At 68.8% G+C, this 12,271-nt stretch carries 13 protein-coding genes; 8 read left to right on the top strand and 5 right to left on the bottom strand.

What is annotated here, in order from left to right:
• The coding region (locus BDI24065_RS41185) for a twin-arginine translocation signal domain-containing protein (protein WP_254609871.1) at positions 1 to 252 on the bottom strand (252 nt) is incomplete at its 3' end.
• A 17-nt stretch (positions 253 to 269) separates the two neighbouring features.
• On the opposite strand from BDI24065_RS41185, the gene BDI24065_RS27040 reads away from it, so the two are divergent.
• Positions 270 to 1,286, top strand: coding sequence for a LysR substrate-binding domain-containing protein (locus BDI24065_RS27040; protein WP_175033852.1), 1,017 nt, complete (start codon positions 270 to 272; stop codon positions 1,284 to 1,286).
• Between the two features lie 336 nt (positions 1,287 to 1,622).
• Positions 1,623 to 3,872 (top strand): putative bifunctional diguanylate cyclase/phosphodiesterase, encoded by a 2,250-nt coding sequence (locus BDI24065_RS27035; RefSeq protein ID WP_175033851.1) that lies wholly within the window; start codon positions 1,623 to 1,625, stop codon positions 3,870 to 3,872.
• A gap of 27 nt (positions 3,873 to 3,899) precedes the next feature.
• Here BDI24065_RS27035 and BDI24065_RS27030 read toward each other — a convergent pair whose 3' ends face one another.
• Both BDI24065_RS27030 and BDI24065_RS27025 read right to left on the bottom strand, forming a co-directional pair.
• Positions 3,900 to 4,967, bottom strand: coding sequence for a diguanylate cyclase (locus BDI24065_RS27030; RefSeq protein WP_175033850.1), 1,068 nt, complete (start codon positions 4,965 to 4,967; stop codon positions 3,900 to 3,902).
• A gap of 67 nt (positions 4,968 to 5,034) precedes the next feature.
• Positions 5,035 to 6,039: a chemotaxis response regulator protein-glutamate methylesterase gene (locus BDI24065_RS27025; RefSeq protein ID WP_175033849.1), complete on the bottom strand. Its 1,005-nt coding sequence runs from the start codon at positions 6,037 to 6,039 to the stop codon at positions 5,035 to 5,037.
• Between the two features lie 140 nt (positions 6,040 to 6,179).
• Here BDI24065_RS27025 and BDI24065_RS27020 point away from each other — a divergent pair, with 140 nt between their 5' ends.
• The gene (locus BDI24065_RS27020) at positions 6,180 to 6,926 is read left to right on the top strand and encodes a DUF4946 domain-containing protein (protein ID WP_368040798.1); all 747 of its coding nucleotides are present in this window, start codon (positions 6,180 to 6,182) and stop codon (positions 6,924 to 6,926) included.
• Between the two features lie 102 nt (positions 6,927 to 7,028).
• Positions 7,029 to 7,457 (top strand): hypothetical protein, encoded by a 429-nt coding sequence (locus tag BDI24065_RS27015; RefSeq protein WP_175033847.1) that lies wholly within the window; start codon positions 7,029 to 7,031, stop codon positions 7,455 to 7,457.
• An 86-nt stretch (positions 7,458 to 7,543) separates the two neighbouring features.
• Here BDI24065_RS27015 and BDI24065_RS27010 read toward each other — a convergent pair whose 3' ends face one another.
• Positions 7,544 to 7,768 (bottom strand): hypothetical protein, encoded by a 225-nt coding sequence (locus BDI24065_RS27010; RefSeq protein ID WP_039357299.1) that lies wholly within the window; start codon positions 7,766 to 7,768, stop codon positions 7,544 to 7,546.
• 348 nt (positions 7,769 to 8,116) lie between these two features.
• On the opposite strand from BDI24065_RS27010, the gene BDI24065_RS27005 reads away from it, so the two are divergent.
• The 4 genes from BDI24065_RS27005 to BDI24065_RS26990 all read left to right on the top strand — a co-directional run bounded on the left by BDI24065_RS27005 (position 8,117) and on the right by BDI24065_RS26990 (position 11,234).
• The gene (locus BDI24065_RS27005; protein ID WP_175033846.1) at positions 8,117 to 8,806 is read left to right on the top strand and encodes a DUF969 domain-containing protein; all 690 of its coding nucleotides are present in this window, start codon (positions 8,117 to 8,119) and stop codon (positions 8,804 to 8,806) included.
• Positions 8,803 to 9,753, top strand: a complete 951-nt coding sequence (locus BDI24065_RS27000) for a DUF979 domain-containing protein (RefSeq protein WP_175033845.1) — start codon at positions 8,803 to 8,805, stop codon at positions 9,751 to 9,753. Before BDI24065_RS27005 ends, BDI24065_RS27000 begins: the two co-directional genes overlap by 4 nt.
• Positions 9,754 to 9,772: 19 nt before the next feature.
• Positions 9,773 to 10,795 (top strand): DUF2891 domain-containing protein, encoded by a 1,023-nt coding sequence (locus BDI24065_RS26995; protein ID WP_175033844.1) that lies wholly within the window; start codon positions 9,773 to 9,775, stop codon positions 10,793 to 10,795.
• A 115-nt stretch (positions 10,796 to 10,910) separates the two neighbouring features.
• Positions 10,911 to 11,234, top strand: coding sequence for a hypothetical protein (locus tag BDI24065_RS26990; protein WP_175033843.1), 324 nt, complete (start codon positions 10,911 to 10,913; stop codon positions 11,232 to 11,234).
• A 71-nt stretch (positions 11,235 to 11,305) separates the two neighbouring features.
• On the opposite strand, the gene BDI24065_RS26985 is transcribed toward BDI24065_RS26990, so the two are convergent.
• Positions 11,306 to 12,130 (bottom strand): IclR family transcriptional regulator, encoded by an 825-nt coding sequence (locus tag BDI24065_RS26985; RefSeq protein ID WP_175033842.1) that lies wholly within the window; start codon positions 12,128 to 12,130, stop codon positions 11,306 to 11,308.
• Positions 12,131 to 12,271 lie beyond the last annotated feature (141 nt).

Below are 12,271 nucleotides of genomic sequence, written 5' to 3'. Positions count from 1 at the left end.
CGGGGCGGCCGGCGGCGTGTTCGCGGCCAGCGCGTCGGCGCCGAAGCCGGCCGCCGCGACCGCCGCACCGGCCAGCTTGAGGAACTGGCGCCGCGGGGTGGGCTCGGCGGCGGGGGTGTCCTGATCGTCTTTCACGTCGGCTGTCTCCTGGTCGTGCCGGCTCGTGCCGGGGGTTTCCATGCCGACGACTATGCGGCAGGATTGCGTATCGATCGATGAAAGATCGGGGTCGATCGATAACCTGGCGAACATGAATGACGGAGACGCCCGTGCCCCACGACTCACACGGCCCAGCCGGCCGCACGCGGCCGGAGCCGCTTGCGCCGCCCGGCGGGCCGGCCCACGAGCAGCGCATCGCGCAGGCGCTGCGCCGGCTGCGCGTGCGCGACATGGAAACGCTCGACACGCTCGGGCGCACGCGCAGCTTCGCGCGCACGGCCGAGGCCGCGTCGATCACGCAGCCCGCGCTGTCGAAATGGCTGCGCGAGCTCGAGGAGTCGCTCGGCCTGCCGCTGTTCGAACGCACGTCGCGGCGCGTCGCGCCGAGCGCGTATGGCGATGCGCTGCTCGAATGCATCGGCCGTGTGCTGACCGACATGCGCGGCGTCGCGCCCGCGTTCGACGCGTTGCGTACCGGCACCGGCCGCCCGGTGACGATCGGCCTGCTGCCGAACATGGCGCCGCAACTGATTCCGGGCGCGCTGGCGTGGCTGCGGGATGCCGGCCGCCCCGTGCAGCTCAACGTCCGCGAGGACACGCTCGACCGGATGCTCGCGCAGGCGCAGCGCCACGAACTCGACCTGCTCGTGTGCCGGCTCGATGCGTCGGCGCTGAGCGCGGGGCTCGACGTCGCGCCGCTGTACCGCGACGACATGATCGTCGTTTGCGGGCCGCGCCATCCGCTGCTCAGGCGCGCGCGGATCGGCTGGCGCGACGCGGCCGCGTTTCCGTGGATCGCACCGCCGCTCGGGTCGCCCGCGCGCACGGCGCTGGACGCCGAGTTCGCGAAGGCGGGCCTGCCGCCGCCGTCGGTGCTAATGGAATCGGTGTCATGGCAGACCAACCGCGTGGTGGCCGAGCAGTCACCTTGCCTGTTCGTGCAGTCGGCCCGCGCGTTCGAACTCGCCGTGCGTGCGGGTGAGCGCATCGGCCGGTTGCCGCTGAAGCTGTCGACGATGCCTGAAACGGTCGGCGCGCTGTATGCCGCGCCCGCGAGCGTGTCGGTCACGGCCGCGATCGACGCGTTGAAGGCCGTGACACGCACGCGTCCCGGCGCGGACGATTGAACGCGAATGGAGCAGGGCGCCGCCACATTCTGACAAATCGTTTGCAAAGGCGGTGCGCGCAGTGCGTGGCCTTACCTCGGGCCGTCGCGCCGCGTGCAAGTCTTTCGGCGAGCTGACTGCCGGCTGCAAGCGCCGCACCGACCGCGCGTAACCCCTGATGCGCGCGGATGCGCCGGTTGTCACGGATTGGTGTTAAATGTATTTCGGCGCGCGTTGGCACCGCGCGCTTTACGGGGCGCACCGGGCATCGGCGTAAACCCGGAGCGAAAAACGGCACGAAGGATCGAAAACGAATCGGGCGCATCAGACCCGATCGGACAGACGGCAGGATTCATCTTGAATACCGAACCGCAAAGTTCTCGTTACAGTCTCGGGCTCGCGGCGGAAGTGCTCGCGTCCGAGCAAAGCGTGCTGAGGCTGATCACGCGCAACACACCGCTGCCGGAGCTGCTCGTCGAGGTCTGCCGGCGCGCCGAGGCTTTGCTCGGCGACGGCGCGTCGTGCACGATCCTGCTGCTCGATCCCGACGGCGCGCACGTGCACGTCGGCGCTGCGCCATCGCTGCCCGCGCAGTACAGCGCGGCGATCGAAGGCGCGTCGATCGGGCCCGCGGCCGGCTCGTGCGGCACGGCGATGTACCTGCGCCGGATGGTCGTCGTCGAAGACATCGAAACCGATCCCCTGTGGGCCGACTACCGATCCATCGCCTTGCCGCTGGGTTTGCGCGCGTGCTGGTCGGTACCGTTCCTCGACGACGCGGGCATCGTGCTCGGCGCGTTCGCCGTCTATTACCGCACGCCGCGCCGGCCGGGCGACGAGGAAACCGCGCTGTTGCGCGATATCGGCAACAGCGTGGGCCTCGCGGTGCACCAGGACCGGATCGCGCGACAGCTCGCGCGCAGCGAGGAACATCACCGGCTCGTGGTCAACAGCCTGCACGAAGGGATTCTCGTCGTGTCGCGCGACGGCGTCGTGGTCGCGAGCAACCCGAGCGCGAACCGGATGATGCGCGTGCACGGCGACCTCGTCGGCCGGCGGCTGTCGACGGTGATCCTGCGCAAGCTGAACGAGGACGGCACGCCGATCGCGCCCGACGAATGGCCGAGCCGGCGCGCGCTCGAGACGGCCATGCCGCTGCTCGACTACACGGTCGGCTTCGGCCTCGCGGACGGCGACGTCATCTGGGTGCGCGGCAACGCGGTGCCGATCGTGAAGCCGGGCGACAAGCAGGCCGACTCGGTGCTCGTGTCGTTCAACGACATCGGCCCCGTGCGCGAAGCGCAGCAGCAGTTGCGCTACCTAGCGACGCGCGATGCGCTGACGGGCCTCTACAACCGCCGCTGGCTCGGCGACCGCATGCGCGAGCTGTTCGGCGGACACGATGCGACGGGCGGGCCCGCGCGCGTCGCGATCCTGTTTATCGATCTCGTCGGATTCAAGAAGGTCAACGACACGGCCGGCCACGACGCGGGCGACGCGCTGCTGCGCAGCGTGGCGGCGCGGCTCGCGGCCTGCGGGGGCGGCCAGTACGCGCTCACGCGGGTCGGCGGCGACGAGTTCGTGATCCTCGTCGACGACTGCGACGATCCCGACCGGCTCGCGGTGCTCGCGCGCGAGGTGATCGACGTGATCGCGAAGCCGTTCGCGATCGCGAACAACGAATACTGGCTCGGCGTGTCGATCGGGATCAGCGTCGCGCCGCGCGACGGCGACGATGCCGTCACGCTGATGCGCAACGCCGATTCGGCGATGTACGACGCGAAGCAGCGCGGCCGCAACCACTTCACGTTCTTCACCGCGCAGCTCAACCTGCGGCTGCAGCGCCGCTTCGCGATCGAGCAGTCGCTGCGGCGCGCGCTCGCGTCGGACATGCTGCGGCTCGCGTATCAGCCCGTCGTCGATGCGCGCAGCGGCCGCACGGTCGGCGCCGAGGCGCTCTTGCGCTGGACGAGCCCCGAGCTCGGGCCGATGTCGCCGGCGGAGTTCATTCCGGTCGCGGAAGACACGGGGCTGATCGTCGCGATCGGCCAGTGGGTGCTCGAAACCGCGTGCCGGCAGGCGGCCGAATGGCGCCGCACGATCGCGCCCGACTTGATGCTGGCCGTCAACCTGTCACCGCGGCAGTTCCACGAAGGGCTCGTCGAATCGGTCGATCGCTGCCTCGCGCAAACCCGGCTCGATCCGTCCGCGCTCGAACTCGAGATTACCGAAGGATTACTGATGAACGACACGGACACCGTGCTGCCGATGCTCGAGGCGCTCACGGACATGAACGTGCGGATCTCGGTCGATGATTTCGGTACCGGCTACTCGTCGCTCGCGTACCTGAAGCGCTTTCCGCTGCACAACCTGAAGGTCGACCGCTCGTTCGTGTCGGGCGTGCCCGATCATCACGATTCGGTGGCGATCACGCAGGCCGTGGTTGCGATGGCGCATTCGCTCGGGATGAAGGTCACGGCCGAAGGTGTCGAGACGCAGGCGCAATCGTGGTTCCTGCAGCAGATCGGCTGCGACATGCAGCAGGGCTATCTGTTCAGCCGCCCGCTGGACCCGAACGACTACGCGCGCCGGCTCGGCGCCGTGTGAGCGCGGCGCGCGTTCGACGTTCGGCGCTCAGTCGATGCGCGGCGCGCCGAACCCGTCGGGGCTCGGCGGCGTCGGCGCTGCATCGATCTCGACGCGGTTCTTGCCTTCGTGCTTCGCGCGATAGAGCGCACGGTCGGCCGCTTCGATCAGCAGGGTCGTCGGCAGGCCGGGCATCGGCACGATGCTCGCGCCGCCGATGCTGATCGTCACGGTGTTGCCCGTCGACGAATGCGCGTGCCGCAGCCGCAGCGCCTCCACAGAGAGGCGGATCTTCTCGCCGAGCAGCCGCGCGGCGCCCGGCGACGTGGCCGGCATCACGACCGCGAATTCCTCGCCGCCGAAACGCGCGGCAAGATCGCCCGACTGGCCGAGACAGCGCTCGATGGTCGACGCGATCTGCTTGAGCACGCTGTCGCCCGACACGTGGCCGTACGTGTCGTTGTACAGCTTGAAATTGTCGACATCGATCATCAGCAGCGACAGCTCGCTGCGCTCGCGCGTGCCGCGCCGCCACTCGGCGGCGAGGTATTCGTCGAGATAGCGCCGGTTCGACAGCCCGGTCAGGCCGTCCGAATGCGTGAGGCGCCGCAGCTCGAGATTGGCTTCGAGCAACTGCTGTTGCGATTGCCGCAGCGCGCGATAGGCCTCGTCGCGCTGCAGCAGGTTCATGTACGAGCGCGAGTGGTAGCGCACCCGCGCGACGAGCTCGATGCGGTCGGGCAGCTTCACGAGGTAGTCGTTCGCGCCGGCCGCGAACGCGGCGCTCTTGATCACGGGCTCTTCCTGCGTCGACAGCACGATGATCGGCACGTCGCGCGTCGCCGGATTCGTGCGGTACGCCTTCACGAGGCTCAGCCCGTCGGTGCCGGGCATCACGAGGTCCTGCAGGATCACGGTCGGCCGCGTCTCGATCGCGGTGGCCATCGCGTCGTCCGAGCGCGGGCAGTAGTGGAAATCGATGCCTTCCTCGTCGACGAGCGCCCGCCGCACGGCTTCCGCGACGATCGTCTGGTCATCGACCAGCAGCACCATCGCCGGCACGTCGACGGGCGGCGTGTAGGGGCCGCCTGGCGGGCGAGTCAGGTCAAGGGTCATGGTCGATGCGGGTTGTTGCGGTTGTTGCAGGGGCCGGCATGGGTGTTGCGCGTGTTCATCGTCGGGCTCAGATTCGCGCGAGCGCCGCCAGCTCGCCCGCGATGCGCCCGAGCGGCAGGATCGCGCGCGCCGCGCCGAGCGTCGCGGCCGCCTTCGGCATGCCGTACACGGCGCTCGTCGCCTCGTCCTGCGCGATCGTATGGTAGCCCTTCATCCGCAGCGCCTTCAGGCCGATTGCGCCATCGCGGCCCATCCCCGTGAGCAGCACGCCGATCACGCGGCCGGGCCAGTGTTCGGTCAGGCTGTTGAAGAACACGTCGACTGACGGGCGATACGGCGTGGCGGCCGGCTCGCGCGTGTACTCGAGCGTGCCGGCACGTGTGATGCGCAGGTGGTCGTCGGTCGCGGCGAGCAGCGCGACGCCCGGCTGCGGGCGGTCGCCTTCGCGCGCGACGCGCACGGCGAGCGGCGTCTGGCCGTCGAGCCATTGCGCCATGCCTTCGGCGAACGCACGGTCGACGTGCTGGACGATCACGATCGGCGCATTGAAATCGGCCGGCAGGCCGCCGAGGACCGACGCGAGCGCGCCGGGGCCGCCGGCCGATGCGCCGATCGCGATCAGCGGGCCGCCGCCGGCGCGGGAGGCCGTGCCGGCAAGGCGCGTGCCGCCGGGCGCGTCGAGCAGGCGGCCGATCTGGTCGATCTTCGCGAGCAGCAGCCGGGTCGTGTCGCCGGCCGCGTCGTCGCCGAGCCGCGGCGTATCGACCGCGTCGAGCGCGCCGGCGCCCATCGCCTCGAACACCCGCCACGCATTCGCGCCGATGCAGCTCGTCACGATCAGGATCGCGCACGGTCGTTCGGATCGCATGATCCGCCGCGTCGCTTCGATCCCGTCGAATTTCGGCATGATCAGGTCCATCAGCACGACATCGGGCGGCTGCGCGGCGCACAGCTCGACGGCCTGTGCGCCGTCGGTGGCGACCCACAGCACGCGGTGCTCGGGCCGGCGCGCAATCGCGCGGCGCATCGCCTCGACGGCAAGCGGGAGGTCGTTGACGATGCCGATGTTCACAAGCGGAATTCTCCGGACGGTTCGTAGTGTTGGAGGGTGGCCGGGTTCATGGAAGGGGCTGCCTGTGCGGCGCCGCCGGGCGGCATCGGCGGCCGGACGGCACGGCATTCTTTTCGGTTGGCGACGCCCCGCATGCTGTCATGCGGCGCGGGCGGCGGCAATCGAAAAATTCGCGCATTGCGCCGTTTCAGTGCGTTTCCTCTATGACGACGCGTGCCGGAATGCGGCCGCCAGCCGCCGGAAGGCCCGTGAAAGCCGGTCGCCGCTGGCGGGCGGACGGTACGCCATGCGATCATGACGCGCCATCCGCGAAACGAAATCCGCCGAACGACATGAGCCAGAAGCCCCGTTTTCGAATGACCGCGCGTGCCATCTCCGTATGGTTGTGCATCGGGCCGGCAGCGGCGTTTGCCGAAGCGTCCGAACCCATTGCGTGGCCGTCGGGATGGGAAGTTTCGCCAGGTCCCGCGCCGGCCACCCGCGCCGGCAAGACGCTGCCCGGTTCGAATGACGTCGCGGTGAAACGCGGCCCATCGGGCACAGCCGAGGCGGCGATTTCGCTGATGCGGATCGTCCGGACGGACCACGGCGCGGCCCGTCTCGATCACGAGTTCGACACGATGCAGCACACGATCGTCGACGGGTACCGCAATCGCGGCTGGACCGCGCAGTGCACGGCTCCCGGGCAGATGACGCTGGGCGGCCGTGCGGGACTCGCGACGACCTGCGACATGCATCGCGCGGATGGAACGGCGATCCGCCAGACGCTCGTCGCGACGATGAGCGAGACGACCGTGTACGGGCTGTCCTATACGGCGCCGGTCGATCGGTTCGACGCGAGCAAGCCGGAATTCGATACGATGCGCGCGCATTTGACGGTGCAATAGCGCGCGACCCATGCAGGAGCGACGAAGCATGAAAGACAACCCGACGGCGCGATCGGCATCGCGATGCGGCGCAAGCAGGGAACCGGCAGGAAGGCTTTCGCGATGACCGTGCCCGACACCCTACTCGTCAGCCGCGACCCGTATGCGCCGATCGTGACCGAGCACGACGGCCGGCTGCTGTACCGGATCGCCATCGAGAGCGGACACGCGTCGTTCTACCGTGATTTTCCGGTCGAGCCTGACGCGGTGCGCGTGCTGCGCGACGACGCCGAGCGTTTTTACTTCCTGTTCGCGGCGCTTCACCATCCGTATCAGCTGAGCGCAACGAACCTGTCCGACGCGGAACGCGAACGCTATTTCAGCACGATCCTGTTTGCCGGCCGCGACGAAGTCGAAGCGTTCATGACGGAACTCGACCGAGCCAGCAACGGCGCGGTCGCGAACCTGCTGAGGATCTTCACGCAGGCCGACTACCGGCAACTGCGCGCGGGCCGGTGGTTCGACATGGGCGCCGGCACGCCGGCCGCGTAGCGCCCGCGCAAGCCCGACATCCGCTCGGCGGGCGCTCGGCAGGCGCTGGCGGAAACCGGTAGCGCACCGGCTGCACGGCCACGCCGTCAATGGCTGCGCGCGTACCCCTGGATCAGCGCGCGCATCATCCCTTCGACCGTCGCGTCGAGCAGGTCGGCTTCCTGCTCGGACTCCTCGACGAGCGCGGCATACGCGGTCGCGAGCGTCACGCGATCGACCTCATGGCGTTGCTCCATCAGCGTCACCATCCCGTCCTTCGCCAGATGAGCGGAGAACGCGCGGCTGCCGATGGTCTGGAATACGTCAATCATGGCGGCTCTCCCGTCCGTTGCCGATGCTTTCCAGTGTAGTCGGCGCACCGGGGCTCCGCCACGCGCGGCGGAGCCCTCGCACGCGGGCCCGAAGCGAGAATCCGCGTGCCGCGACCGGCCCATCCGCGGCGGCCGGCCGACCGCCGATCGACCACCGATTCCTCCGATGAAACACCACCGACACATGGCCCGGGCACGGTGTCCACACCGTTCAACGTTTACCCGAAGCAGTAAATTGTCGACTATTTATCGATAAAGTCTCGTGTTAGATTGCGCCGTCTGAGCCCGGTCCAAACCGGGCAGGCGGCGCGTTGCCAAGGCGCCGCGCATTCGACACAAGGAGGAGCAATGCTGGTGCTGATTGGGGTGCCGATCGTCGTGATCGGTTTTGCGCTGCGCTTCAATGCGCTGCTGGTGGTCACGATCGCGGGGCTCGCGACGGGGCTGGCGGGCGGGCTGAATCTCGTCGACATCGTCAGCGCGTTCGGCAAGGCGTTCACCGAAAACCGCTACATGGGGCTCATCTGGCTGACGCTGCCGGTGATCGCGCTGCTCGAGCGCAACGGGCTCAAGGAGCAGGCGAAGCGGATGATCTCGCGCGTGCAGGCGGCCACCACGGGCCGCGTGCTGATGCTGTACTTCGTGCTGCGCCAGGCCACGGCCGCGCTCGGCCTCACGTCGCTCGGCGGCCATGCGCAGATGGTGCGGCCGCTGATCGCGCCGATGGCCGAGGCCGCCGCCGTCAACCGGCACGGCGAGCTGCCCGAATCGGTGCGCCAGCAGATCCGCGCACATGCGTCGGGCGTCGACAACGTCGCCGTGTTCTTCGGCGAGGACATCTTCATCGCGATCCAGTCGATCCTGCTGATCAAGGGCTTTCTCGAACAGAACGGGATCTCCATCGAGCCGCTGCACCTGTCGGTGTGGGCGATCCCGACCGCGATCGCCGCGCTGCTGATCCACTGCGCGCGCCTTGCGCTGCTCGACCGCCGGCTCGCACGCGGCTTCGGCCTGGTGGCGCAGGAGGGCGCGCGATGATCGGCCTCGAATCGCTGTACACGCTCGCGGGGCTGATGTTCGCCGCGTTCGCCTACTTCAACCTGACGGACCGCACGAACCCGCGCCGCATCGTCAATTTCGCGTTCTGGGCGGTCTACGCGGTCACGTTCCTGTTCGGCGCGCGGCTGCCGCATTTCGTGACGGGCTGCCTCGCGATCGCGCTCGCTGTGATCGCAGGCTCGGGCAAGCTCGGGCGCGGCAAGTCCGACGAAGCCGGGGAAGCCGCGGCCGTGCGCCGCGAAACGCTCGCGCAGCGTTTCGGCAACAAGCTGTTCCTGCCCGCGCTGCTGATTCCGGTCGTCACGCTGATCGGCACGTTCGCGCTCAAGCTGGTGCCGTTCGTCGACCAGAAGAGCGTGACGCTGATCTCGCTCGTGCTCGGCACGCTCGTTGCGTTCGCCGTCGCGCTCGCGATGCTGCGCGATTCGCCCGTGCATGCGGTGAAGGAGGCACGCCACACGATGGACGCGGTCGGCTGGGCCGCGATCCTGCCGCAGATGCTCGCGGCGCTCGGCGCGCTGTTCGCGGTCGCGGGCGTCGGCGGCGTGGTGTCGGGGCTCGTGAAGGAGTGGGTGCCGATCGATTCGCCGTTCGCGGTGGTCGCGGCCTACACGGTCGGCATGGCGCTGTTCACGATGATCATGGGCAACGGCTTCGCCGCGTTCCCGGTGATGACGGCCGGTATCGGCCTGCCGCTGATCGTCCACCAGTTCCACGGCAACCCGGCGATTGTCGGCGCAATCGGGATGCTGAGCGGGTTCTGCGGTACGCTGATGACGCCGATGGCCGCGAACTTCAACATCGTGCCGGCGGCGCTGCTCGAACTGAAGGACAAGAATGGCGTGATCAAGGCGCAGTGGCCGACAGCCGTGCTGCTGCTCGCCGTGAACACGCTGCTGATGTATGCGTTCGTATTCCGCTTCTGACTCGATGGACGAGATGCCCATGACCGACCGACTCACGCCCGAACTCGCCTCGAAATTCGCGTCGCTCGCGCTCGCGCACCTGACCCGCGAATATCCGAACAAGCTCACGCATTCGCTCGAAGGTCCGCACGACGTGCAGGGGCCGCGCGCGCTGCACCCGATTTTTTACGGCAGCTATGACTGGCACTCGTGCGTGCACGGCTACTGGCTCGTGCTGCGCGTGCTCGAACGCTATCCGGCATTGCCGGAGGCCGAACGCATCGTCGCGATCGTCGATGCGCACTTCACCGATGCGAACGTCGCCGGCGAGCGCGCGTATCTCGCGCTGCCGCACAACAGCGGCTTCGAGCGGCCGTATGGCTGGGCGTGGTTGCTCGCGCTGTCGGCGCAGCTGGAGCGGCTCGCACTGAAGGGCGCGCTGCCGCAGGCCGCGCGCTGGGCGAAGACGATGGCGCCGCTCACCGACCTGTTCGTGTCGCGCTTCGAGACCTTCCTGCCGAAAGCGACCTATCCGCTGCGTGTCGGCACGCACTTCAACACCGCGTTCGCGCTGGCGCTCACGCTCGACTTCGCGCGCGACACGCAGCGCGACGGGCTCGCGGCGCTGATCGTCGATACCGCGAAGCGCTGGCACCTGAACGATGTCGCGTGCCAGGCGTGGGAGCCGTCGGGTGACGAGTTCCTGTCGCCCGCGCTGATGGAGGCGGAGCTGATGCGGCGCGTGCTGCCGGCCGCCGAATTCGACGGCTGGTTCGCGCGCTTCCTGCCCGATCTCGCGCGCGGCGAGCCGGCCACGCTGTTCGAGCCGGCGACGGTCAGCGATCGCAGCGACGGCAAGATCGCGCACCTCGACGGGCTGAACCTGAGCCGCGCGTGGTGCCAGCGGGCGCTGGCCGGCGCGCTGCCGGAAGGCGATGCGCGACGCGCGAAGCTGCTTGACGCGGCCGACCGGCATCTCGCGAGCGCGCTTGCGCACGTGGCCGGCGACTACATGGGCGAGCACTGGCTCGCGACGTTCGCGTTGCTCGCGCTGGAGGCGTAGCGCGCGAAACCCCGCCGGCGGCAAGGTCTTCGGCGCGCGGCTATACTCGCCGCTCGGGTTGCATCGCGCAGCATGGGTTGTGCGATGCAGCCATCCATCCGTTTGCCGCCTCGCCATGGACAAGCTCATTTCCTACGTCGCCGCGATCCACGGGCTCGCAGGCCCGGTGTCGATCGTGTCGCACACGACGTCGCACGACCGCTGGACCGACGACGACGTCGAAGTCACGCGCGACGAAACCGAATACCGCTTCGACAACGGCGCGATCGTGCGCCGCTCGGTCGAGCAGGATCGCGCGCCGTCCGACCTGCTGTGCGCGGAATGCTGGATCGACTACGACGTGCTCCGCCAGCCCGATGCGCAACCGATCGGGCCGACGCGGATGACGTTCGACAACGCCTGCCGCGAAACTTTCTGGCTGCGTTATCACCTCGCATGACTGCATGACTGCATGACTGCGTGAACGCTTGAGTGTGTGACCGCACGTCGGCATGAACACACTCGGCCGCGTCAACCCGGCGGAGCGCTCTCGGCCGCATGCAGCAGCGGTGCGAGCCGCGTAGCCGCTTCCCGCATCTTCGGTACGTTCTCCAGCAGGTCGTTGAGCGTCGCGCGCGCGGTCGGCGCATGCACGGCAAGCGCCGCGAGCACGCGGCCGCTTGCGGCATCCTTCACCGGCACCGCAACAGCCACCATCCCCCGCACGAATTCCTCGTTGTCGATCCCGACGCCGCGCGCGGCGAGCCGGTCGAGCTCGGCCGCGAGCAACTGCGCATCGGTCAGCGTCCGGTAGGTCATCTTCTTCAGCGTGAGCCGCGCGAGCATCGCGTTGCGCTCCAGTGCATTCATCTGCGACAGGAACAGCTTGCCGCTCGCCGTGCAATGCAGCGGCACGCGCATGCCGGGCTGCATTTCGAGCCGCAACGGCTCCGTCGTCTCGACGCGTTCGACGTACAGCACCGTGTCGCCGTCGAGCGCGGTGAGGTTGCAGGTCTCGCCGAGCACGTCGACGAGCGCACGCAGCACCGAGCGGCAGCCGCGCGTGAACGTATTGTTCGACAGCGCCGCGAGCGCGAACTGCGCGGCGCGCGGGCCGAGTGCGATGCCGCGATCGTGGCCGCGCGAGTCGGGCATGTGGATCACGTAGCCGCGCGTTTCAAGCGATTCGATCAGGCGCAGCAGCGTCGCCTTCGGGATATGCAGCCGCGCGGCGAGCTGCGACAGCGTGTACGGCTGGCCGGCCGACGCGAGCGCTTCGAGCACCGCGAGGGCGCGCAGGACGCGCGCATCGTCGGCGGGCGCGCCGTCGGGCGGCGCGGGGGCGGTTTCGCGCATGTGTCTCCTCCGTCGGGATCGTCGTGCGTCCCGGGATGGTGTGTGCGAGGGAAATGAAACGAATTGAACGGTTTTTGTACCACATTCGCGGCGTGGACAATAAATCGGCTTGTATGCGTTCCGTGTGCTCAATAAATTTGG

The sequence above is a fragment of the Burkholderia lata genome (assembly GCF_902499025.1).
GTDB classification, from domain to species: Bacteria; Pseudomonadota; Gammaproteobacteria; order Burkholderiales; family Burkholderiaceae; genus Burkholderia; species Burkholderia lata_C.
Note: the sequence above shows the minus strand (reverse complement) of the source record. Positions and strands in the feature narration are given on the sequence as shown.

Coding starts and splice junctions, on each gene's coding strand:
- BDI24065_RS26990 (WP_175033843.1), top strand. CDS start 10,911: ATGGACAAGCTCATTTCCTACGTCGCCGCGATCCACGGGCTCGCAGGC.
- BDI24065_RS27030 (WP_175033850.1), bottom strand. CDS start 4,967: ATGACCCTTGACCTGACTCGCCCGCCAGGCGGCCCCTACACGCCGCCC.
- BDI24065_RS27015 (WP_175033847.1), top strand. CDS start 7,029: ATGACCGTGCCCGACACCCTACTCGTCAGCCGCGACCCGTATGCGCCG.
- BDI24065_RS26985 (WP_175033842.1), bottom strand. CDS start 12,130: ATGCGCGAAACCGCCCCCGCGCCGCCCGACGGCGCGCCCGCCGACGAT.
- BDI24065_RS27020 (WP_368040798.1), top strand. CDS start 6,180: ATGCGGCGCGGGCGGCGGCAATCGAAAAATTCGCGCATTGCGCCGTTT.
- BDI24065_RS27000 (WP_175033845.1), top strand. CDS start 8,803: ATGATCGGCCTCGAATCGCTGTACACGCTCGCGGGGCTGATGTTCGCC.
- BDI24065_RS27010 (WP_039357299.1), bottom strand. CDS start 7,768: ATGATTGACGTATTCCAGACCATCGGCAGCCGCGCGTTCTCCGCTCAT.
- BDI24065_RS26995 (WP_175033844.1), top strand. CDS start 9,773: ATGACCGACCGACTCACGCCCGAACTCGCCTCGAAATTCGCGTCGCTC.
- BDI24065_RS27005 (WP_175033846.1), top strand. CDS start 8,117: ATGCTGGTGCTGATTGGGGTGCCGATCGTCGTGATCGGTTTTGCGCTG.